Genomic DNA, 21,911 nt, shown 5'->3' with positions numbered 1-21,911 from the left:
TGTCAGGGTACCGGCTTAAAGCTGCGATAGTGATCGGTGGTGAGAAAGATCAGGCCATCTGAAGAGTAAAGCAGACGATCGGCATCACGGTGGCCGCAATCGTAATTCACATCGGCTTCATACCATTGTCGTCCGGCTTGCTGCGGCAGTCGCTGCTCACGGTTACCAAAACGGTCACCGCCAATCGCCCGGCCTGGCAGCACATCGCACAGATTCCCTTTGGCCGGATTCCAGCCCTGACGTCGGGCTTCACTTTTGGTGATATAGAGATCAGGCAATTTATGATGCTGCTGTAGCCAGCGCGCCACGGTTTCGGCATCGGTCTGCTGCGCGATATCGGTTTTTGGTGCTGCGGAAAAATGCGGTTTTAGCCCGGCCCAACTGGCAACCAGCGCAATAATCAATCCAATCCAGAGTTTCTTTGACATAGTGCCTTCCTGAAGTTCAGGAGGCCGATGATAGCAGGCTTTTCAGGCGGGAAAAACGCGGGCCAGCAATGCTGGCCCTGGCGGAGTTTATTGCATAACGCTTGGCTGGTGCCCTGCATGACGACGCCATGCGCCAGGTGCCACGCCATACTGGCGTTTAAAGCTGCGGTTGAATGACTGTTGTGAGTCAAAACCCAGCGAAATCGCCACATTGAGGATCGGTTCGTTAGTGGTGGTCAGTCGGTCCGCCGATCTTTTCAGTTTCTCCGCCCGGATGTATTCACCCAGCGGATAGCCGGTGTGTTCTTTGAACATCCGTTGCAGGTGCCATTTTGAGTAACCGGCGCGCCCCGCTACGGTGTCCAGATCCAGACGTGCTTCAATGTTGTTATCAATCCAGTCGATCAGATCGTGAATAAATGCGTCGCTCATCATTCCATTCTCTCCCGTCGCCGTGGCGATCAGTATCAGTATCTATTGCAGTTACACTTTAAGGGTACTGACTATGCCACTTAATGCAAGTTTTATTATTGCATTAAATGCCGCACTTCTCGTAGGGGTATTCCCTGCATGATCCGTTGCGATCAAAACCGCACATAAAGTGTATCAGATATTCTTGCAGATGCAGTTTACACAAGCCTACACTCATCACGTTTTAATGCAACCGTCAAAGTTGCAAAATTTTTTGTACAAGACCTTTCAATTTTTTGACTAACGCGGAATAACTACAATGCATCTGCAGACATATGGGGTTCGTCTGGGCGTAAGCCTGTCAGGAGTGGTGCTGCTGGGAAGCCTGCTGGCCGGTTGTGATCGGGGTGTGGCAAAAAGTGCCCCACCGCCACCGCCCGAAGTGAGTGTGGCGCAGGTGGTACAGCAGAAAGTCAGCCAGTGGGACAATTTTAATGGCCGTATCGAAGCGGTGCAGAGCGTACAGCTGCGCCCGCGCGTATCCGGCTACATCGACCAGGTTAACTATCGCGAAGGCGATGAAGTGAAGAAAGGCCAGGTGCTGTTCACTATCGATGATCGCACCTACCGCGCGGCACTGGAGCAGGCGCAGGCTGAACTGGCGCAGGCACGCAGTCAGGCGGCGCTGGCACGCAGTGAATCGGCACGTACCGATAAGCTGATTGGCACGCTGGCGGTGTCGCGTGAAGAGGCGGAACAGCGCCGTTCCGCCGCCAGCCAGGCACAGGCTTCCGTACTGTCCGCGCAGGCGGCGGTGGATATGGCCCAGCTCAATCTCGACTTCACCCGTGTGACCGCACCGATTGATGGCCGCGCCAGCCGCGCGATGATCACCATCGGCAACCTGGTGACCGCCGGAGACAGCGCCAGCGTGCTGACCACGCTGGTCTCACAGGACCATGTCTACGTCTATTTCGACGTGGATGAAGGCACCTTCCTGCGTTACCAGGCCATGGCACGCAAGGGAGAAAACCGCGGCGCTCTGCCGGTGGAAATTGGTCTGACCGGTGAACAGGGCTATCCCCATGTCGGTAAAGTCGATTTCCTTGATAACCAGCTGACAGCCAGCACCGGCACCATCCGCATGCGTGCCACGCTGGATAATCAGCAACGTCAGTTCACTCCCGGCTTGTTTGCCCGCGTGCGCCTGCCTGGCAGCGCTGATTTCAACGCCCTGCTGATCGACGATAAAGCCGTGCTGACTGACCAGGATCGTAAATACGTTTACGTGGTGGACGCCAGCGGCAAAGCGCAGCGTCGTGACATCCAGCAGGGTGACCTGGCTGATGGCCTGCGTATCGTGCAGAGCGGCCTGAAACCTGGCGACAAGGTGATTGTGAACGGTTTACAGAAAGTCTTTATGCCCGGCATGCCGGTCACCGCGCAACCGGTAGCGATGCGCACCGCCCAATAACTATCGAGACTGCCTGTTATGGATTTCTCCCGCTTTTTTATCGACCGGCCCATTTTCGCGGCTGTGCTGTCGATTTTGATATTTGTCACCGGGCTGATCGCCATTCCGCTGCTGCCGATCAGTGAATACCCCGATGTGGTGCCGCCCAGCGTGCAGGTGCGCGCAGAGTATCCCGGTGCCAACCCCAAAGTGATTGCTGATTCGGTGGCAACGCCGCTGGAAGAAGCGATCAACGGGGTGGAAAACATGATGTATATGAAATCAGTGGCCGGTTCTGATGGCGTGCTGGTCACCACCGTGACCTTCCGTCCGGGTACCGATCCCGATCAGGCCCAGGTACAGGTGCAAAACCGTGTGGCACAGGCTGAAGCGCGTTTGCCGGATGCGGTACGCCAGCTCGGTCTCACCACGCAGAAGCAGTCACCTACCCTGACGCTGGTGGTGCATCTATTCTCACCCCACGGTAAGTATGACTCGCTCTATCTGCGTAACTACGCCACGCTGAAAGTGAAAGATGAGCTGGCCCGCTTGCCGGGTGTCGGCCAGATTCAGATCTTCGGCGCGGGTGAGTACGCGATGCGCGTCTGGCTCGATCCGAATAAAGTGGCCGCGCGTGGCCTGACCGCATCGGATGTGGTCAGCGCGATGCAGGAGCAAAACGTGCAGGTGTCTGCCGGCCAACTCGGTGCGGAACCGCTGAAGAAAGAGAGCGACTTCCTGCTGTCGATCAACACCCAGGGACGGCTGGAAAGCGAGCAGCAATTCGGCGATATCATCCTGAAAACCGCCGATGACGGTTCCCTGGTGCGTCTGCGCGACGTGGCGCGTATTGAGATGGGGTCCGGCAGCTATGCCCTGCGTTCGCAGCTCAATAACAAAGATGCGGTAGGTATCGGTATCTTCCAGGCACCGGGTGCCAACGCCATCGATCTTTCCAATGCGGTGCGCGCCAAAATGTCCGAGCTGGCAACGCGTTTCCCGGACGATGTGCAATGGGCGGCACCTTACGATCCGACGGTGTTCGTACGCGACTCGATCAAAGCGGTGGTGCATACCCTGCTGGAAGCCGTGGTGCTGGTCGTGTTGGTGGTGATTCTGTTCCTGCAAACCTGGCGTGCTTCGATCATCCCGCTGCTGGCAGTGCCAATCTCGGTGGTCGGAACCTTTAGCGTGCTGTATCTACTGGGCTTTTCACTCAATACCCTCAGCCTGTTTGGCCTGGTGCTCGCCATCGGGATCGTGGTCGATGACGCCATCGTGGTGGTGGAGAACGTCGAGCGTAATATCGAACAGGGGCTATCGCCGACGGCGGCGGCACATCAGGCGATGCGTGAAGTATCCGGCCCGATTATCGCCATTGCGCTGGTGTTGTGCGCGGTGTTTGTCCCCATGGCTTTCCTCTCCGGCGTGACCGGCCAGTTTTACAAGCAGTTTGCGGTCACCATCGCTATCTCAACGGTGATTTCGGCCATTAACTCGCTGACGCTGTCTCCGGCGCTGGCGGCAAAATTGCTGAAGGATCACCATGCGCCGAAAGACATGGCGACGCGGCTGATCGATCGGTTATTTGGCTGGCTGTTCCGTCCGTTTAACCGCTTTTTCCAGCGCAGTGCCGACGGCTATCAATCGCTGGTGGGCAAAACGTTGCGTCTTCGCGGGGCGGTATTTGGTGTTTACGTGCTGCTGCTGGCGGGTGCCGGCTGGATGTTCCACAGCGTACCGGGCGGTTTTATCCCGACGCAGGACAAGCTGTACCTGATTGGTGGCGTGAAGATGCCGGAAGGATCGTCGCTGGCGCGTACCGATGAAGTGATTCGTAAGATGAGCGAGATCGGCATGAACACCGAAGGTGTCGCTTACGCGGTAGCCTTCCCCGGCCTCAATGCCTTGCAGTTCACCAATACGCCCAATACCGGCACGGTGTTCTTTGGCCTGAAGCCGTTTGACCAGCGTAAGCGCACTGCGGCGCAGATTAACACGGAACTGAACGCTAAAATTAGCAAAATTCAGTCAGGCTTTGGCTTCTCCATTATGCCGCCGCCGATCCTCGGTCTGGGTCAGGGTTCCGGTTATTCGCTTTATGTGCAGGATCGTGCCGGTCTGGGTTATGGCCAGCTGCAAACGGCGATCAATACCCTGTCCGGAGCGGTGATGCAGACGCCAGGTATGATGTTCCCGATTTCCTCCTATCAGGCTAACGTGCCGCAGTTGGATGTGCAGGTGGATCGTGATAAAGCCAAAGCGCAGGGTGTGTCGCTGACCGATTTGTTCAGTACGTTGCAGGTTTACCTGGGTTCCGCGTATGTGAATGATTTCAACAAGTTTGGTCGTACCTGGCGTGTGATGGCGCAGGCTGACGGGGATTTCCGCGACAGCGTGCAGGATATTGCCAACCTGCGTACCCGCAACGATCGCGGCGAGATGGTGCCAATTGGCAGCATGGTGAATATCACCACTACCTATGGCCCGGATCCGGTGATCCGTTATAACGGTTATCCGGCGGCAGACCTGATTGGTGACGCCGACCCGCGTGTGCTTTCTTCCTCGCAGGCGATGGCCAAAGTGGAAAGCATCGCGAATCAACTGTTGCCGAATGGAATGAATATCGAATGGACTGACCTGAGCTACCAGCAATCCACCCAGGGTAACGCAGCCTTTATCGTCTTCCCGGTGTCGGTGTTGCTGGCATTCCTGGTGCTGGCGGCGCTGTATGAAAGCTGGACGCTGCCGCTTGCGGTGATCCTGATTGTTCCGGTGACCATGCTGTCGGCACTGGTCGGCGTGTGGCTCACTGGCGGCGATAACAACGTGTTCGTGCAGGTCGGTCTGGTGGTATTGATGGGGCTGGCGTGTAAAAACGCGATTCTTATTGTCGAGTTTGCCCGTGAACTTGAGATGCAGGGCAAAGGGATTGTCGAAGCCGCGCTGGAAGCCTGTCGTCTGCGTCTGCGTCCCATCGTGATGACCTCCATCGCCTTTATCGCCGGGACTATCCCGCTGATTCTCGGTGAAGGTGCCGGTGCCGAAGTGCGTGGTGTCACCGGTATTACGGTGTTCTCAGGGATGCTGGGTGTGACGCTGTTTGGTTTGTTCCTGACCCCGGTGTTTTATGTGGCGCTGCGTAAGCTGGTGACACGTAAACAACCGGAAGGTGAAATGCAGACAGTGTGATTGTTCTGACTTTCCAGAACAACGCAAAATCCGGGCTACAGGCCCGGATTTTTTTGCGTGTGCAGAAATGTGCAGGGAGCGCATTGATGCGCTCCGGGAAAATCAGCGGGATTTCTTGCAGAGGTCTTCGATTTCGAAGTCTGGCAGGGGTTCGCAGTTGCTGGTATCGCGTTGTTTCAGTTCCGCAAGCGCATCCGCCACGGTGCGTTTTTCCAGCACGTTAAGGGACGCCTGTTCAGCCTCATCGGCTATCGATTTGAAATACCAGCACAGGTTGGCACTCACCAGGCAACGCGGCGCAACATCCGGGCGCGAGGCCCACAGTTTTTTGTCTTCAATCACCGAGGTATAAATATCGCGCAGGGTGATCTCGCCAGCCGGACGGCCCAGATGAATGGAGCCGGTACGGCCTAACGTCGAGACGATAATGCCATCGCGTGTGAGCGGAACCATGAGTTTCCTGATGAAACTGGGGTTCGCTTCCAGGCCATAAGCCAGAATGGCACTGGTCGAGCGTTTACCCAATTGCTCCGCCATCGCTACGCTCAAAACCATCTGCAAAGCTGTCGGGAAGCGGTAATCAAGCATTTCTTTAATCCTGAGTTGCGGTCTATCTTGTTGTTTTCATGCCGCGGTAGTGAGTAATCATTGAGCAATAAATATAACAAACACTGTTGCTTTTTAGAAGCGAGGGTCTGTGATCAAGGCACGTATTCATCATTTCCTCAGACATAAGCGCACAGGCTGCTTAATTTACCACTCCCCTTTCCGGTTGCGGGGAAATAGCCGGTAATTTTTGCTTCAGCACCCCTACCAGCAGCACGTTAATCAGCGCCAGCAGGCAAAGTAACCACAGCGTGGCACTCGCACCAAGATGCTGAAAAACGTAGCCGCCAACCAGCGGTGTCAGTGCCTGACCAATCAATGCCGGACGCGCCATGCGCCCCACTACGACGGCGTAGGCTTCTGGTTTGACCATCACCAGCGGCAAAGTTCCACGCACAATGGCACGTAAACCATTCCCGGCACCGTACAGTACCATGCTCAGTAGCGCAAACTGTGGAAAACAGGCCAGCAGCAGTAAGCCTATCGCCACCAAACCAACCGAGAAAAAGGTGGTCCAGATGGGATGACCGCGCTTAAAAGCGATGTCAACAATACGCGATCCGACCTGGCAAGGCCCCAGAATGGCGCTGATCGCCAGCGAAGCGGCCAGGGCATGACCGCTTGCCTGTAGCAGAGTAATCAGCTGCACCGAGATAGCGGTCATAATCACCGAAGCAAGGGTGAAAATGCTGCATAACAGCCAAAACAAACCGGGTGACAAATCGCTTTTTACGGCAACTTTCGGATATTTCCCGCTGCTCTTTTTACCTGCCGTAGCGGGAAGCGCATAGAGATAAGCGGGCAACACGCCCACACACAGCAGCAACGCGATGGCAAAACAGGCACCGCGCCACTCCAGCCAGTGGATCAGCAACGCGGTACCCGGCCACACCAGCGTGGTACAGAAGCCGGAAATCAGCGTGATGCCGGTAATCGCCCCGCGCGCCTGGCCTCCATATAAAGTCCCCAGGGTGGCAAACAACGCATCGTATAAGCCCATTGCCATACCAACGCCGATGATCACCCAGGCAAAAAGGAATAACAGCAGGCTGTGGCTCGCGCCCATCATCACCAGGCCGATGGCCATCACTGCCCCGCTCGCGGCTAACAACGAACGGCCCCGGGCGCGGGCAATCAGACGGCCACTCAATGGCGCAAGTAAGCCGGAAACCAGAATACCCAGCGACAACGCGCCGTAAACCCACTGCTGTGTCCAGCCGGTTTCTGCGACTATTGGACCTGCCATCACCGCCATCAGATAAAACGAACCTCCCCAGGAGAGGATTTGAACCAGCCCGAGGGTGATGATGGCGGGAACGCCGGGCTTCGCGTGTTGCTCCACAAGAATATTCCGTTAGCAGGCAAAGCAGTTGTTATAACACGTTAATCTATTGTGAAAAATGCTAAAGCCCTCTGCTTAACAGAATCCTTACGCCGTCATGGCTGGCCTGCGCTGATAATCACCGTTTCTTGTATGTTGTAATTACAAACCGCACTTGCCAGTGATTCGTTTCGCTGCCACATTTGGTATGTTGTAACTAGGGAGATATCGCATGGCTCGTTACGATTTGATTTCCGACCTGCATACCTGCGTTAACGCGCTGGAGCAGAATTTAGCGGCGTTACGCCAGCAGGTCGAACAACAACCGCTGCTGATTGCCCGGGTGTTCAGTCTGCCTGATATCGAAAAAGGCCATGAACATGACGAGATTTCGCGCATCAAAGTGACCCAGCATCTGGGGGATGCAGCGCGCGAAATGGCACTCGCCCACTACTGCCGGCTGTTTATGCAGCATCAGTCGGAGAAACTCAGTACCAAAGCCGCAGTACGGTTGCCTGGTGCTATCTGCATTGAAGCCGATGAAGCCAGCAGCGACGCCATCACCCGGTTAGTCGCGGAAATTAACGCGCTCAAGCTGCGACTCGAGCAGCTGATCACCGTGGAGTCTGGCCTGCCTGCCGAAGCGCGTTTCGAGTTCGTTCACCAGCATTTACGTGGTTTGATCACCCTGAATGCTTACCGCAACGTCACTGTGCTGGACGCGCCCGACAGCCTGCGCTTTGGCTGGGCTAATAAGAACATCATCAAGAACGTCAAACGCGAAGAGATTATCGAGCAACTGGAACGCAGCCTGAAAGCCAATCGGGCGCAGGCCCCGTGGACGCGAGAGCAATGGGCAGAGAAAGTGCAGCAGGAACTGGAAGCCGTACGCGACCTGCCGCTTAACGCCAGGCTGAAAATCAAACGACCGGTGAAAGTCCAGCCCGTCGCGCGGGTCTGGCGTGCAGAGGAGAAGAAGCAAACTCAGCTCGCCTGCCCTTCCCCGCTGCTGGTGCTCTGTCGCGATCGCAGCCAGGTACCGGTGCTGGGGGAGTTGCTGGATTATGACGCGGATAACGTGGCGCATCGCTATAAGCCACAGGCGGAACCTTTGCATTTGATCATTCCCCGCCTGCATTTGTGGTGCGATCGGCTGGCATAAAAAAGGCCAGCATCGCTGGCCTTCCCTTCTCGTGCAGCTTACTGCTTCAGGCTGCCGACCATATCTTCCGGTCGGACCCAGGCATCGAACTGTTCTTCGGTCAAATACCCGAGCTTCAGCGCCGAACCCTTCAGTGTCAGCCCCTCTTTATGGGCCTTTTTGGCAATTTCTGCCGCTTTGTCATACCCGATATGGGTATTAAGCGCGGTGACCAGCATCAGCGATTCGTTCAGCAGTTGCTCAATACGATCGCGGTTCGGTTCAATGCCCACCGCGCAGTGATGATTAAAGCTGTCCATGCCGTCAGCCAGCAGACGGATGGATTGCAGGAAGTTGTGGATGATCATTGGACGGTACACGTTCAGCTCAAAATTACCCGATGCGCCGCCCACATTCACCGCCACATCATTGCCGATAACCTGGCAGCTCAGCATGGTCACCGCTTCGCACTGCGTCGGGTTGACCTTACCCGGCATAATGGAACTGCCCGGCTCATTTTCCGGGATAGAAAGCTCGCCAATGCCACAACGCGGGCCAGAAGAGAGCCAGCGCACATCATTGGCAATCTTCATCAGCGAGGATGCCAGACCTTTCAGCGCACCGTGCGCGTGTACCAGCGCATCACAGGTCGCCAGCGCTTCAAATTTATTCGGAGCCGTCACAAACGGCTGTTTGGTGAGTTCCGCCAGCGCTTTAGCCACACGCACCGCATATTCCGGATGGGTGTTGAGGCCAGTGCCCACCGCCGTGCCGCCCAGCGCCAGCTCCGCCAGGTGCGGGATACTGTGTTCGATATGTTTGAGGCTATGTTCCAGCATCGCCACCCAGCCAGAAATCTCCTGGCCCAGCGTCAGCGGCGTGGCATCCTGCAAGTGAGTACGGCCAATTTTCACGATGTCTTTGAAGGCAATTGCTTTGTCGTTTAAGGTTTTTTTCAGTACCTGCAATTGCGGAATCAGTTGTTCCTGCACCGCGATAACCGCAGCCACATGCATGGCGGTGGGAAACACGTCATTGGAGCTTTGACTTTTATTCACATCGTCGTTCGGATGCACCAGACGTGACATACCACGCTCACCGCCCAGAATCTCACTGGCACGGTTGGCCAGGACTTCGTTCATATTCATGTTGGTTTGCGTGCCGGATCCCGTCTGCCAGATCGCCAGCGGGAATTCGTCACTGTGCTTATCGGCCAGCACTTCGTCAGCAGCCTTCATAATCGCATCGGCACGTTCAGCCGGTAACAGGCCCAGATCACGGTTAACCTGAGCGGCGGCACGCTTGGTCAGCGCCAGCGCATGCACCAGGGCGACCGGCATTTTCTCGGTCGAAATACGGAAATGCTCCAGCGAGCGCTGCGTCTGCGCGCCCCATAACTTATCTGCCGGAACTTCGATCGGACCCATTGAGTCTTTTTCAATGCGATGGGCTGCCATGACTGCGTCTCCTTAACTCATATTTTTGAGGTTTACGCCCAGCATCCTCTTGCTGCAAGGCCAACTGAGCGGGCAAGATTGTCACTTTTCAGAATTTTACATTATGAGAGTCATTCGCATTTATTGCACTGGTTGATGTATTTTCAATGGCACTTTATGCCTTAAAATGCTTATAAGCCTATCGTTACTGGGGACAAATGATGCAAAAATTGAACAATTCGTTGCAAAGCTACGCATGGGGCAGCAAAACCGCACTGACTGAACTCTACGGCATCGCTAACCCGCAGGGGTTGCCGATGGCGGAACTGTGGATGGGCGCACACCCGAAAAGCCCCTCCACCGTGGAGATCAATGGTGAAAGCCGTTCACTGCGTGACGTGATTGATGCCGACAAAACCGCCATGCTGGGTGCCGCTGTGGCAGATCGCTTCGGCGAACTGCCGTTTCTGTTTAAGGTACTGTGCGCCGACCAGCCGTTATCCATTCAGGTACATCCCAGCAAAAGCGCGGCTGAAGTGGGCTTCGCGCGTGAAAACGCTGCCGGGATTCCGCTGAGCGCTGCCGAACGTAATTACAAAGATGCCAACCACAAACCCGAGCTGGTGTACGCACTGACACCCTTTCAGGCCATGAATGGCTTCCGCGAATTGCATGAAATCGTTTCGCTGCTGGAGCCAGTGGCCGGCGCCCATCCGCAAATTGCCCATTTTCTGGAAAATGCTGATGAAGACAATCTGGCCAAACTGTTCGCCACCCTGCTGTCACTGACCGGTGATGCCAGGTCGCTGGCAATTGGCGTGCTGAAATCCGCGCTTAATGCCCGTGAGGGTGAACCCTGGCAGACTATCAAAGCCATCTCTGCCGATTATCCCGACGACAGCGGCCTGTTCTCGCCGCTGCTGCTGAACGTGATTACGCTGCAACCGGGCGAAGCGATGTTCCTTTTTGCCGAAACCCCGCATGCTTACCTGAAGGGCGTGGCACTGGAAGTGATGGCGAACTCGGATAACGTGCTGCGTGCTGGCCTGACGCCGAAATTTATCGATATCCCTGAGCTGCTGGCAAACCTGAAATTCCACGCCAAACCCGCCGCTACGCTGCTGACCCAGCCACAGCAACAGGGAGACGCCCTGAATTTCCCGATCCCGGTCGAGGATTTTGCTTTCGCCATTCATACCCTGCACGCTCAGCCCCAGGCGCTGGCCCAGCAAAGCGCCGCATTGCTGTTTTGCATCGAAGGCCAGGCAATCATTGAGAAATCAGGCGAGCAGCTGGTATTAAAGCCGGGTGAATCCTGCTTTATCGCGGCCTCTGAGTCACCGGTCACCGCAGCAGGCACTGGCCGTCTGGCTCGCGTATTCAACGCCCTCCACTGAAGCGGCTGACGCCCGCATTGTTAACTGCTATCATTTTCAAACTATTAATTAAAAACGCCTGCGGGCGTTTTTCTTCACCCGTCGCGCACAGGCCAGCAGCGTATGCGGACGCAAGGATAAGGACGACTCAGCGATGAAAAAGACCAAGGTTGCCGTAGGTGTGATTGTGGCTCTCGGGGTAATCTGGACCGGTGCCTCCTGGTTCACCGGTAAGCAACTGGAAAGCCATATTGATCAGATGGTGCAAAACGCCAATGCGCAGCTCAACGCTTACGCGCCGAACAGCCGCCTGACGCTTAGCTATCAGGATTACCAGCGCGGCCTGTTCAGCAGTAAAGCCCGACTGGTGTTACAGGCCAGTTCGCAAACTGAAGACAACCCGTTACTGAAGCCGGGTCAAAGCATTGTGCTGAACACCGTTATTGATCACGGTCCCTTCCCTTTTTCACAGCTGAAGCGCGGCGTTTTCCTCCCGAGTATGGCATCGGTACATAGCGAACTGGAAAACACCGATGCGGTGAAGAAACTGTTTGAGCTGACCAACGGCAAATCACTGGTCAGTGCTGATACCCGCATTGGTTACAGCGGTGCCACTGACACCGCGCTGGCGCTGTTGCCGGCCGATTATCAGGACGCACAGAATGGCGTACGTCTGGCGACTAACGGCGGCACGCTGAATATTAGTGCCGATGAGAAAGGCGACAATATTGGCCTGCAGGGCGATTTTTCCAGTATTGCTTTCGCCAGCAAGAACGAAGTTAATCAGCCGGTGCTGTTTACCCTTAACGGCCTGAAGGTGAATGGCGACACCCATCTTAGCCCGGAAGGGGTACGCGTAGGCGATCAAAGCATTGCGCTGGATAAGCTGACAGCCAGTGTGAATGGTCAGGAAGGTCTGACGCTGGAAAAAATGAACGGTACATCCTCGTTCGACAATAAAGATGGCAAGATTGGCGGCCAGATTGACTATCAGGTCGGCAATATCAGCCTGCAAAAACAGCCGTTTGGCGAAGCTAAGATCACCATGAAACTGGCGCAGTTTGATGCCCAGGCAGTGAAAGCTTTCTCCGATAGTTATAACGCGCAAATTCAGGATTTGCTGAGTCAGCCGGGGCTGATCGATGATCCGATCCGCTATCAGGAAGGCGTGCATACCATCCTGATGAATAACCTGCCGACGCTGCTGAAAGGTTCACCGACCCTCAGCATCGCACCACTGAGCTGGAAGAACGACAAAGGCGAAAGCACCTTTAATCTGAATGTCGGTTTTAACGATCCGGCCAGCGTGACCGGCGACGTGCAAACGCTGAGCGCCGCAGTCGATCGCGTGCTGAAAACCCTGGATGGCAAGCTGGTGATCAATATGCCGATGGCAACGGAAGTGATGCGCCATGTTGGCCTGGCGGAAGGTTATCAGGGCGATGATGCGCAGAAACTGGCAGATCAGCAGGTGAAAGGACTGGCGGCGATGGGCCAGATGTTCCGTCTGACGCAGCAGCAGGATGATAACATTACGACCAGCCTGCAATACGCCAATGGCCAGGTCACCATGAACGGTGACAAACTGACGCTGGAGCAGTTCCTGTCACGCTACATGCTGGGCAGCCAAACCAGCGAAGGCATGCCTGAGTAATCAGTTTCAGGCTATACCACCCTCTGAATATAAGGGTTCATGATTATCATGAACCCTTTTTAATATCTGGCTCGTGAGATAGCAACACTTCTGATTTTTTTATTATATTTTTCGGAAGCACATGTCCTTTATGTATAAATAATTTAATTATAAGTCACTTAAAATTATTTATTATCTGCAGGTTCACATGAACATTGGCAATGATTTCAGCAACCCCATTCCTTCGAATTTAGCCACCACGTCCATTCGCCAGCCACTCAGCCACGGGGAATTTCTGCGCGCATGGGATGAGTGGAAAAACAGGGCACTGGCCGGAGGGGGCGAATTTCGGGAAATTGCTTTTCACAAATTGCTGGATTGCCTGGATAGTCAGTCAGATGAATTAAACTTATTCTGCCTTGGCTTAAGAGACTTACCTCCCTTACCACCACAAATTAAAACCCTACACGTTTCGAACAATAAGCTGACAGAACTGCCCATGTTACCTGACGGGCTTACCCGGTTAGACTGTAAACAGAATAGACTGACAAACCTGCCAGTATTGCCTGTTGGCCTTAAACATCTTGATGCTTATCATAATAAACTGACTGCATTGCCTTTCCTCCCTGATGCACTCGAAATACTGCGTTGTGGCGGCAATAATATTACCTGCCTGACCTATCTGCCCTCTTCACTCAAAGAACTGTCAATTCTTTATAATGAGTTGACTGAACTCATTGAGCTTCCAGCTGGGCTTGAAATACTTTTTTGTAATAATAACCAGCTGAGAAGTTTACCCTGCCTGCCAGATTCAATCATTGTGGTGAATGTTGAGTTTAATCAGCTTAATGAGTTACCCGCAATTCCTGCTGGAGTGACCCATTTATGCTGTAGGAATAATCAGCTGACCAGGGTACCGGAATCCCTCGCCCACGGCATATCACGCTGGATCGACCTGCAAAATAATCCGTTATCAGAACGAACCTTGCGGGCGTTATATCAAATGGCAAATATGCCGGAAAATGAAGACGGTCCGGTAATATTATTCTCAATGGCTGCGGAAAACCTGTCTGAACGCCCGATAAAACCGCTGGTAGAAAATATCGCTGCGTGGTTTCCCTCTGATGTACAGACAGAGATAACACAAAAATTCACGGCCATTTCCGCTGAAGAAAATGCTCAGGCATTCAGCCAGTTTCTGGCCCGGCTGCTGGCAAGTTGTAACGCTAAGGATGATAAATTTAAACCACTGGTCGCTGAATGGCTTACCCGATTGTTACAGGCCCCTGAATTACGGGCAGCCACCTTCGCCGCTGCCATTATTGCCGTCGAAAGCTGTGAAGACCGGGTGACACTGGCATGGAATGACATGCTGCAGGCCGAACTGATTTGCCGCATTAAAGCGGGAGAGTATGACGACCAATGGCCGGCACTGGTTGACGCTGGCCGGGTGATGTTCCGCCTGCAACAACTGGAGCTGATTGCCAGAGAAAAAGTCAAAACCCTGCGTTTTATTGATGAAATCGAGGTGTATCTCGCTTTCCAGACCGAACTCAGTACCCGTCTCCAGTTAACGGCTTTCGCGAAAGAAATGCGCTTTTATGAGCACGCAGGTATCAGTGAAGCTGAACTCAAAGCCGCTGCGCTGCGGGTGAAGACAGCTGAAAATACCGAATTTGCGCAGTGGTTCGCGCGGTGGGAACCGTGGCACAGCATTCTGGAGCGTAATAACCCCGATGTATGGGCCGCAGCCGACCAGCAAAGAAGACAACATTACCCGGATGATTACGAGCATCGGCTGAACATACGATTACAGGACATCAGCATCAGCGTTAATGATGAAGACGCAAAACGCAACCTTGGCAGAGAAGTGATGCAGGAGATTGACCGCGAGATCTTTGTCCCTCTGACGGAGTCGGTACTTCTGGAAAGCCAGTTAAGACTTTTATCAACAAACCCATGGAATCTCTGAAACATGATTGATACCCCGGTAATGATTGATGCTGCTTTATGCAGCATCCAGCCGCGCATTTGCGCAAATCACTGGCGCTGTTGCGCAAGAAGTTTTTATAATGCTCTGCACTTCACAATAACTCAGCGAGTGCGCCATGTTTGATTCCAAAATTCCTCTTACCGACATTCACCGCCACCTTGATGGCAACATCCGTGCGCAAACTATCCTCGATTTAGGTCGCCAGTTTAATCTCAGCCTGCCTGCCACCAGCCTTGATGCACTGCGTCCGCATGTGCAGGTCACGGAAAACGAACCGGATCTGGTGAGCTTTCTGCAAAAACTGGACTGGGGCGTGAAAGTGTTGGGCGACCTTGATGCCTGCCGTCGTATTGCGCTGGAAAACGTCGAAGACGCGGCCCGTGCCGGGATCCATTACGCTGAACTGCGCTTTTCACCCGGCTATATGGCGATGACGCATCAGCTGCCGATTGCCGGTGTGGTGGAAGCGGTGATTGATGGCGTGCGTGCCGGTGTTCAGCAATACGGCGTGGATGTGCGCCTGATCGGCATCATGAGCCGTACCTTTGGCGAAGAAGCCTGTCTGCGTGAGCTGGAAGGTTTGCTGGCGCATCGTGATGGCATAACCGCGATTGACCTGGCGGGTGACGAACTGGGCTTCCCAGGCAGTGAATTCCTCAGCCACTTTAACCGCGCCCGCGATGCGGGTTTCCGTATTACCGTGCACGCCGGTGAAGCGGCAGGTCCGGAAAGCATCTGGCAGGCGATTCGTGAACTGGGGGCCGAGCGTATTGGTCATGGCGTGAAGGCGATTGAAGACCGTGCGCTGATGGATTTTCTTGCTGAGCAAAAGATCGGTATCGAATCCTGCCTGACCTCCAACATCCAGACCAGCACCGTGGCCTCCTTCGCCAGCCATCCGCTGAAAGCCTTCCTCAATCACGGCATTCTCGCCACCATCAACACCGATGATCCGGCAGTTCAGGGGATTGAGCTGGCGCATGAATATCAGGTGGCGGCACCACAGGCCGGCCTGAGCGTGGCGGAAATGCGCCAGGCGCAGGAAAATGGCGTGACCATTGCGTTTTTGACTGAAGCGGAGAAAACGGCGTTACGCGCGCGCGTGGCGGGATAAACATCCAGGTCGCCATCAATGGCGACCCTACGTATCCAGGGTGCGCATTTTATGCACACCTTGATATTGACGTTTTATTTTAACGACATGGTCTGGCGCTGCTCTGCCGATTGCAGGCCCAGCTCGATCAGCTCCATCACCTGAATCGCTTCTTCCGCTGTGACCGGATTCGCGCCAGTGCCAGCAATGGCATCACGTACCGCAGCATAGTAAGCGGGATAGTTGCCTGGCAGCGTCAGCAACGCTTTTTCCACCATCACATCGCCATCGGCCAGCGTCAGCACACCATCACGCATATCATAACCCCACTCCTCCTTCGGTGGACGTTCGCCCGCCTTCAGACGATCTTCCTGAGGATCGAGGCCAAATTTCACATAGCTGCCGCGCGTGCCGTGCACGATAAAACGCGCCGACTCCGCCGCCGCCAGCATGCTGGCGTGCAGCACGACGCGACGTTGCGGATAAGTCAGCGTGGCATGGAAATAATCGGTGGTTTGCGCACCGGTACGCAGTTCAGCCATATCGACGTTGATGGCAACAGGCGCACCGAACAGTTGCAACGCCTGGTCGAGCACATGCGGCCCCAAATCAAACCAGATACCGCTACCCGGCCCTTTCATCTCACGCCAGCGCTGACGAACTTCCGGGCGGAAGCGGTCAAAATGCGACTCCAGATAACGGACTTCACCGAGAGAGCCATCAGCCAGTAGAGACTTCAGCGTCAGGAAATCGCTATCCCAGCGGCGGTTATGGAACACCGACAGCAGCAGACCTTTCGCTTTTGCCAGTGCGTCCAGCTCACGCGCCTGCGACAGGGTGACGGTAAAAGGTTTATCGACTACCACATGCTTGCCCGCGTTCAGCGCGGCTTTGGCTAACGGGAAATGGGTGTCATTCGGGGTGGGAATGACAATCAGGTGAAGAGTTGGATCGTCCAGCAGCGTCTGAGGATCGGCAACCACCTGCACCGAAGGCCAGTCCGCGTGCACTTTTGTGGCGTCGCTACTGGAGACCGCCGCCAGTTCAACGTCTGGCGTACCGGCAATCAACGGTGCATGGAAAGTTTTGCTGGCAAATCCGTAGCCTATCAGGCCGACACGAAGTTTATCGCTCATTATCATTCCTCTTGTTCGTTACCTGACTGATTTAAGACGAATCAGTCAGTGAGGACAAGAAGGAATCACCTGAAAGCTCAGGAGATCGCACTCCTTGCAGGTTGCCAGCTTTCCTGGGCCACCAGCGCATCCTGTGCATCCTGGCTGCGACGCCGGAAATCACTGGGGCTGACGCCCACGCGTTTACGGAACACGCGCGAAAAATACAGCTGGTCATCATAGCCCACTTCGCGACCCACCGAGGCAATCGGCTCCTGGGTGGTCTGCAACAGCAGTTTGGCACGGATCACCCGCTGGTCTTCGCGCCAGCGCAGCAGGTTGATGCCCATCTGCTCGCGGAACAAATGCGCCAGACGTGACGGTGACAGACAGACATGGCGCGCCACCTCCTCAATTTTCACCTCACTCGCCAGATGATTAGTGACGTACTGGCAGGCTTCAATCACGCGTGGATCGCGGATTTGTTGATGACTGCGTGGATCTTCTTCCACCGCGCGCAGCAACAATCGCTCCAGCAGGTTCATCGCCAGTTCTTCAGCAAAACGCCGTCCGGAGTTATGCGTCTGTTCAATGCTGGCAAACAGACGATCAAATTCTGCACGCTGGGCTTCCGGCAGACGCAGACGCCCCACCCCCTGGGATTCGTCCTGCCATTGCAGCCAGTCAGTCCAGTAGGCACGCGGGCGGAAATAGACCCAGCGATGAAACCAGCACGGGCTATCTGGCGCACGGCCATAGTAATGCGGGGTTTTCGGCTGAAACAGCAGCATATCGCCAGGCAGGCAGTCGAATGCCTGTTCACCATCAAACACCCGACCTTCGCCTTTAATGGTCAGATTGAGGATATAGCCTTTCATTCCGAGCGGACGGTCGATAAAGAAATCGAGCGGGCCATCGGCGGTAATCGGCGTCAGCCCGGCCACCAGCCAGGCATTAAAGGGGTATCCCGGTAATAACGGGTTTTGTTGGGCCACGGGGGGTTCGCGGTGGTACATAATGCCCTCACTTTTCGCGTGATTGATAACCGAAACGGAACGGTTGTTACCGTTCCGTTGTTGTCACCGACTCAGGCGGCTTTATTTTTCTGTTTGTAACGGTCAAAAATCACCGCCGCTAACAGTATCAAACCGCGCACCACATACTGTGAGAAAGGCGATATATTCAGGAGATTCATCGCATTCTCAACCGTACCCAGGATTAATACCCCGGCCACCACGTAAGAAATTTTACCGATACCGCCTTTCAGTGACACCCCACCCAGGACGCAGGCGGAAATCACGATCAACTCGTAGCCCAGAGAGGTCATTGGCTGGCCGCTGGTCATACGCGACGCCAGAATGATGCCCGCCGCCGCCGAGACTAACCCGGAAAGGATAAAAATGATGATACGGGTACGCACCACCGGCACACCGGCCAGACGCGCCGCTTCCTCGTTGCCACCAATCGCCAGCGTGTTACGGCCAAAGGTGGTTTTATTCAACAGAAACCCGAACACGATCATGGTGGCGATAGTCAGCCAGATCGGGGCTGGCAAGCCGAACCAGTTGGCATAGCCGAGGGCGAAGAAACGTTCATCTTCGATACCTACCGCTTTACCGTCTGAAAAGATATACGCCAGACCACGCACAATCTGCATCGTGGCCAGTGTGGTGATCAGGGCATTGATCTTCAGCCGGGCAATCACGAAACCGTTAACAAAACCGGTCGCCATACCCAGCAGTAAACCGGCCGCCACACCAATCCACAGGCTTTCGGTCATGTTGATCACTACCGCAGTGACCACGCCTGCGCAGGCGATCACTGAGGCGACCGACAGGTCAAAATCCCCGGAGGCGAGACAGAACAGCATGCCACACGCCACCATGCCCGACATCGACATCGCCAGCCCCAGCCCTTTCATATTGATAAAGGAGCCAAAGTTGGGGACAAAAATGGTACAGGCAATAAACAGCAGTGCGAACACCACCAGCATACCGAAGTTATCCCAGATACGTCCCAGTTGCAGGCCGCTGCGCTGCGCCGGTGGCGTATTAGAAGTGGTAGATGAAGCCATAATTGCTCTCCTTTACATCAGGCCACGGCGGCCGCTTGAGTCGTTTTCGGCATCGCCAGGCCCAGCGTCAGCTGCTCCGTGGCACGGTCGTGTGGCAGTTCACCGGCAATTTCGCCTTCACGCATCACCACGATACGGTCGGCCAGGCCCATCACTTCGGGCAGATCGCTGGAGGCAAACAACACGGCAATACCTTTGTTTGCCAGTTGATAAATCAGGTTATAAATCTCGTGTTTTGCACCAACATCGATGCCACGAGTGGGCTCATCCAGCAGAATCACGTTCATCTCCTCCGACAACCAGCGGCCCAGAATCGCTTTCTGCTGGTTACCACCCGACAGATTCATGATCAGCTGCTGCGCATGCGGAGTTTTGATATTGAGCGAGCGGATATGGCTGTCGGCATTTTTCGCCTCCCAGCCGGGTTTAATCAGGCAACCGGCGGTGAGATTGTGGCGCCGCGCGCTAATGTTGATGTTGTCGCGCACCGAATGCACCGGGATGATGCCCTCCGCCTTACGATCTTCCGGACACAACATAATGCCGGCACGGATCGCATCGATCGGCTGGCGAATATTGAGTTTTTTACCATCCAGCGACACACTGCCGCCGCGCAGGCGGGTGGCACCGAATAGCCCCTTCATCAATTCACTGCGACCGGCCCCGACAAGGCCGAATAGCCCGACAATTTCGCCAGCCCGTACTTCTAGCGAAATGGGCATACGCACACCCTTCGCCTCCACCTGGTCCAGCTGCAAACGCACGGGGCCCAAATCACGCGGCGCGTAACCATAGATATCCCCCAGATTGCGTCCCACCATCGCCTGTACCAGATCTTCATGGTGGGTGTTTTTCATGTCCGTGAAGGTGCGCACGTAGCGGCCATCTTTAAACACGGTGATGGCGTCACTCAGCGCAAAAATTTCTTCCATGCGATGCGAAACATACAACACGACCCGGCCCTGCTCGCGCAGCTGGCGGATCACGCGGAACAGATGTTCGATTTCACGCGCCGACAGCGAGCTGGTGGGTTCATCAAACGCGATAATGCGCGCGTTACGCGCCAGTGCTTTGGCAATCTCCACCATCTGCCACTGGCCGAGCGACAGGTATTTCAGCGGCATATCCGGGTCGATATCCATGCCCAGATTTTTCAGCTGTAAACCCGCCTCAAAGCGCAGCAATTTGCGGTTGACCAGGCCATGGCGATGCGGAATCTGACCGAGGTAGATGTTCTCCGCCACGCTCATTTCCGGCACCAGGTGCAGTTCCTGATAAATGATCGCCACCCCGGCATCCAGCGCCTCGGTGGTGTGATTAAACCGTACCGGCTGGCCTTTGATGTGGATCTCGCCGGAGGTGGGCTGATAACTGCCGCTGAGAATTTTCAGCAACGTCGATTTACCTGCGCCGTTCTCACCCATCAACGCATGCACTTCACCGGCATGGCAGTTGAAGGAAATATCCTGGAGCGCCTTAACGCCCGGAAAGGTTTTGCTGATGCCATGAAACGACAGAAATGCGGGATCAGTGTTCATGGAGACTCCATATCGTGATTGATAAAGCGCTCTGTATCCTTGAAGTACAGAGCGCACGCGATGGGATTACATCAGCCCTTTTTTCGCCAGTTCGGTTTTGAAGTTATCGCGGGTGATCAGCACCACGTCGGTCACTTCAGTAAACTTCGCCGGAGCCTGCCCTTTGGTTACCCAGTCATACAGCATCTGGCTGCTTTTATAGCCATGTACGTCCGGGCTGGGCAGCAGCGATCCGTAGAAACCGGTCGGTTCCCCTTTGGAAAGCTCGCTCACCGCATCCACGCCGTTGATGCCAATGCCAATCACATCCGGTGCCTTGAAGCCCTGGCCTTCAGTGGCGCGCACGCCGCCCAGCACGGTGTTGTCATTCATGCCGAGGATCAACCAGTGTTTCACTTTCGGATGTTGCACCAGCAGCGAGTTACCGGCATCGAAAGCACCCGGGATATCGTTAGATTTAGTGGGGACCTGATAAATCTGAGCCGCCGGGAAACCTGCCGCTTTCAATGCATCCATCGAACCGGTGGTGCGGCGACGCGCGGTATCCAGCTCGTTGGCGGTGATCGCCATCACGCCAGTTTCTTTCACATCCCAGCCGCGTTTCTGCATTTCTTTATACAGTTCCTGGCCCTGACGCTCGCCGATCTTGGTGGCCGCCATCATCACCAGTGGCACGGTGTCCATCGGTTTGCCTTTGGCATTGACGAACTGATCATCGACAGCAATCACCTTCAGATCATAACTGCGCGCTTTCGCCATAATCGCCGACCCCAGCTTCGGATCCGGGGTACAGATAACAAACCCTTTCGCGCCGCTGGCCGCCAGGCTATCGATCGCATTCAGGGTTTTTTCGCCGTCAGGTACAGCGATTTTGATCACCTCAAAGCCAAGGTCTTTGCCTGCTTTGTCGGCAAAGCGCCACTCAGTCTGGAACCAGGGTTCCTCCGGTTGTTTGACGAGAAAACCGAGCTTCATGGTCTCGGCGATAGCGGAATGTGACATAAGCGCGGCGAGACCAATTGCCGCCAGCGTTTTAGTGAATTTATGCATGATGCTCTCCGGCACAATGATGTTTTTAGCGAGCTTTAAACGAATCGGTGT

The 21,911-nt window shown here is 54.9% G+C and carries 17 protein-coding genes and 1 pseudogene; 8 read left to right on the top strand and 10 right to left on the bottom strand.

Annotated elements, in window-relative coordinates; all coding sequences use genetic code 11:
* Positions 1 to 2 precede the first annotated feature (2 nt).
* Both AC6I8X_RS09185 and AC6I8X_RS09180 read right to left on the bottom strand, forming a co-directional pair.
* On the bottom strand, positions 3 to 428 hold the full coding sequence (locus AC6I8X_RS09185) for a ribonuclease domain-containing protein (RefSeq protein WP_084874467.1): 426 nt from the start codon (positions 426 to 428) through the stop codon (positions 3 to 5).
* Positions 429 to 515: 87 nt separating this feature from the next.
* Positions 516 to 863 carry a helix-turn-helix domain-containing protein gene (locus AC6I8X_RS09180; protein WP_084874465.1) on the bottom strand — a complete coding sequence of 116 codons (348 nt, stop codon included), beginning with the start codon at positions 861 to 863 and terminating at the stop codon, positions 516 to 518.
* A gap of 295 nt (positions 864 to 1,158) precedes the next feature.
* On the opposite strand from AC6I8X_RS09180, the gene AC6I8X_RS09175 reads away from it, so the two are divergent.
* Both AC6I8X_RS09175 and oqxB read left to right on the top strand, forming a co-directional pair.
* The gene (locus AC6I8X_RS09175) at positions 1,159 to 2,313 is read left to right on the top strand and encodes an efflux RND transporter periplasmic adaptor subunit (RefSeq protein ID WP_299452691.1); all 1,155 of its coding nucleotides are present in this window, start codon (positions 1,159 to 1,161) and stop codon (positions 2,311 to 2,313) included.
* 18 nt (positions 2,314 to 2,331) lie between these two features.
* Positions 2,332 to 5,484 carry a multidrug efflux RND transporter permease subunit OqxB gene (gene oqxB / locus AC6I8X_RS09170; protein WP_497840935.1) on the top strand — a complete coding sequence of 1,051 codons (3,153 nt, stop codon included), beginning with the start codon at positions 2,332 to 2,334 and terminating at the stop codon, positions 5,482 to 5,484.
* A 102-nt stretch (positions 5,485 to 5,586) separates the two neighbouring features.
* Here the strand turns inward: oqxB and AC6I8X_RS09165 are convergent, their stop codons facing one another.
* Both AC6I8X_RS09165 and AC6I8X_RS09160 read right to left on the bottom strand, forming a co-directional pair.
* Positions 5,587 to 6,072 (bottom strand): RrF2 family transcriptional regulator, encoded by a 486-nt coding sequence (locus tag AC6I8X_RS09165; protein WP_084874458.1) that lies wholly within the window; start codon positions 6,070 to 6,072, stop codon positions 5,587 to 5,589.
* 160 nt (positions 6,073 to 6,232) lie between these two features.
* Positions 6,233 to 7,432 carry an MFS transporter gene (locus tag AC6I8X_RS09160; RefSeq protein WP_497840934.1) on the bottom strand — a complete coding sequence of 400 codons (1,200 nt, stop codon included), beginning with the start codon at positions 7,430 to 7,432 and terminating at the stop codon, positions 6,233 to 6,235.
* Positions 7,433 to 7,643: 211 nt separating this feature from the next.
* Here AC6I8X_RS09160 and tus point away from each other — a divergent pair, with 211 nt between their 5' ends.
* Positions 7,644 to 8,573: a DNA replication terminus site-binding protein gene (tus, locus tag AC6I8X_RS09155; RefSeq protein WP_313683507.1), complete on the top strand. Its 930-nt coding sequence runs from the start codon at positions 7,644 to 7,646 to the stop codon at positions 8,571 to 8,573.
* A gap of 38 nt (positions 8,574 to 8,611) precedes the next feature.
* Here tus and fumC read toward each other — a convergent pair whose 3' ends face one another.
* A complete protein-coding gene (fumC, locus tag AC6I8X_RS09150; RefSeq protein ID WP_497840933.1) occupies positions 8,612 to 10,009 on the bottom strand; it encodes a class II fumarate hydratase in 1,398 nt (465 codons plus the stop codon).
* Between the two features lie 200 nt (positions 10,010 to 10,209).
* On the opposite strand from fumC, the gene manA reads away from it, so the two are divergent.
* The 5 genes and pseudogenes from manA to add all read left to right on the top strand — a co-directional run bounded on the left by manA (position 10,210) and on the right by add (position 16,104).
* Positions 10,210 to 11,385 carry a mannose-6-phosphate isomerase gene (manA, locus tag AC6I8X_RS09145; RefSeq protein ID WP_497841027.1) on the top strand — a complete coding sequence of 392 codons (1,176 nt, stop codon included), beginning with the start codon at positions 10,210 to 10,212 and terminating at the stop codon, positions 11,383 to 11,385.
* A 133-nt stretch (positions 11,386 to 11,518) separates the two neighbouring features.
* Positions 11,519 to 13,018: a YdgA family protein gene (locus AC6I8X_RS09140; protein WP_313683505.1), complete on the top strand. Its 1,500-nt coding sequence runs from the start codon at positions 11,519 to 11,521 to the stop codon at positions 13,016 to 13,018.
* 187 nt (positions 13,019 to 13,205) lie between these two features.
* Positions 13,206 to 13,349 (top strand): annotated as a pseudogene (locus tag AC6I8X_RS09135) (leucine-rich repeat domain-containing protein); the annotation flags it as partial.
* A gap of 18 nt (positions 13,350 to 13,367) precedes the next feature.
* Positions 13,368 to 14,969, top strand: coding sequence for an NEL-type E3 ubiquitin ligase domain-containing protein (locus tag AC6I8X_RS09130; RefSeq protein WP_497841026.1), 1,602 nt, complete (start codon positions 13,368 to 13,370; stop codon positions 14,967 to 14,969).
* 136 nt (positions 14,970 to 15,105) lie between these two features.
* Positions 15,106 to 16,104 carry an adenosine deaminase gene (gene add, locus AC6I8X_RS09125; RefSeq protein WP_313683504.1) on the top strand — a complete coding sequence of 333 codons (999 nt, stop codon included), beginning with the start codon at positions 15,106 to 15,108 and terminating at the stop codon, positions 16,102 to 16,104.
* Between the two features lie 74 nt (positions 16,105 to 16,178).
* Here add and AC6I8X_RS09120 read toward each other — a convergent pair whose 3' ends face one another.
* The 5 genes from AC6I8X_RS09120 to AC6I8X_RS09100 form a co-directional block, all read right to left on the bottom strand.
* On the bottom strand, positions 16,179 to 17,219 hold the full coding sequence (locus AC6I8X_RS09120; protein WP_084874438.1) for an oxidoreductase: 1,041 nt from the start codon (positions 17,217 to 17,219) through the stop codon (positions 16,179 to 16,181).
* 77 nt (positions 17,220 to 17,296) lie between these two features.
* Entirely contained in the window at positions 17,297 to 18,214 is a 918-nt protein-coding gene (gene araC / locus AC6I8X_RS09115) for an arabinose operon transcriptional regulator AraC (protein WP_313683502.1), read from the bottom strand.
* Positions 18,215 to 18,285: 71 nt separating this feature from the next.
* Positions 18,286 to 19,272: an L-arabinose ABC transporter permease AraH gene (gene araH, locus AC6I8X_RS09110; protein ID WP_084874432.1), complete on the bottom strand. Its 987-nt coding sequence runs from the start codon at positions 19,270 to 19,272 to the stop codon at positions 18,286 to 18,288.
* A 17-nt stretch (positions 19,273 to 19,289) separates the two neighbouring features.
* On the bottom strand, positions 19,290 to 20,810 hold the full coding sequence (araG, locus tag AC6I8X_RS09105) for an L-arabinose ABC transporter ATP-binding protein AraG (protein WP_313683501.1): 1,521 nt from the start codon (positions 20,808 to 20,810) through the stop codon (positions 19,290 to 19,292).
* Between the two features lie 66 nt (positions 20,811 to 20,876).
* Complete coding sequence (locus tag AC6I8X_RS09100; RefSeq protein ID WP_313683500.1) at positions 20,877 to 21,860, bottom strand: arabinose ABC transporter substrate-binding protein; 984 nt, start codon at positions 21,858 to 21,860, stop codon at positions 20,877 to 20,879.
* Positions 21,861 to 21,911: the final 51 nt, after the last annotated feature.

The organism is Pantoea sp. X-Soil-TKNS-1280 (assembly GCF_059730475.1).
Note: the sequence above shows the minus strand (reverse complement) of the source record. Positions and strands in the feature narration are given on the sequence as shown.

Bases quoted from the DNA above. Each gene is read 5' to 3' on its own strand.
- AC6I8X_RS09185 (WP_084874467.1), bottom strand. From the start codon at position 428: ATGTCAAAGAAACTCTGGATTGGATTGATTATTGCGCTGGTTGCCAGT.
- AC6I8X_RS09180 (WP_084874465.1), bottom strand. From the start codon at position 863: ATGATGAGCGACGCATTTATTCACGATCTGATCGACTGGATTGATAAC.
- AC6I8X_RS09175 (WP_299452691.1), top strand. From the start codon at position 1,159: ATGCATCTGCAGACATATGGGGTTCGTCTGGGCGTAAGCCTGTCAGGA.
- oqxB (WP_497840935.1), top strand. From the start codon at position 2,332: ATGGATTTCTCCCGCTTTTTTATCGACCGGCCCATTTTCGCGGCTGTG.
- AC6I8X_RS09165 (WP_084874458.1), bottom strand. From the start codon at position 6,072: ATGCTTGATTACCGCTTCCCGACAGCTTTGCAGATGGTTTTGAGCGTA.
- tus (WP_313683507.1), top strand. From the start codon at position 7,644: ATGGCTCGTTACGATTTGATTTCCGACCTGCATACCTGCGTTAACGCG.
- fumC (WP_497840933.1), bottom strand. From the start codon at position 10,009: ATGGCAGCCCATCGCATTGAAAAAGACTCAATGGGTCCGATCGAAGTT.
- manA (WP_497841027.1), top strand. From the start codon at position 10,210: ATGCAAAAATTGAACAATTCGTTGCAAAGCTACGCATGGGGCAGCAAA.
- AC6I8X_RS09140 (WP_313683505.1), top strand. From the start codon at position 11,519: ATGAAAAAGACCAAGGTTGCCGTAGGTGTGATTGTGGCTCTCGGGGTA.
- add (WP_313683504.1), top strand. From the start codon at position 15,106: ATGTTTGATTCCAAAATTCCTCTTACCGACATTCACCGCCACCTTGAT.
- AC6I8X_RS09120 (WP_084874438.1), bottom strand. From the start codon at position 17,219: ATGAGCGATAAACTTCGTGTCGGCCTGATAGGCTACGGATTTGCCAGC.
- araC (WP_313683502.1), bottom strand. From the start codon at position 18,214: ATGTACCACCGCGAACCCCCCGTGGCCCAACAAAACCCGTTATTACCG.
- araH (WP_084874432.1), bottom strand. From the start codon at position 19,272: ATGGCTTCATCTACCACTTCTAATACGCCACCGGCGCAGCGCAGCGGC.
- araG (WP_313683501.1), bottom strand. From the start codon at position 20,810: ATGAACACTGATCCCGCATTTCTGTCGTTTCATGGCATCAGCAAAACC.
- AC6I8X_RS09100 (WP_313683500.1), bottom strand. From the start codon at position 21,860: ATGCATAAATTCACTAAAACGCTGGCGGCAATTGGTCTCGCCGCGCTT.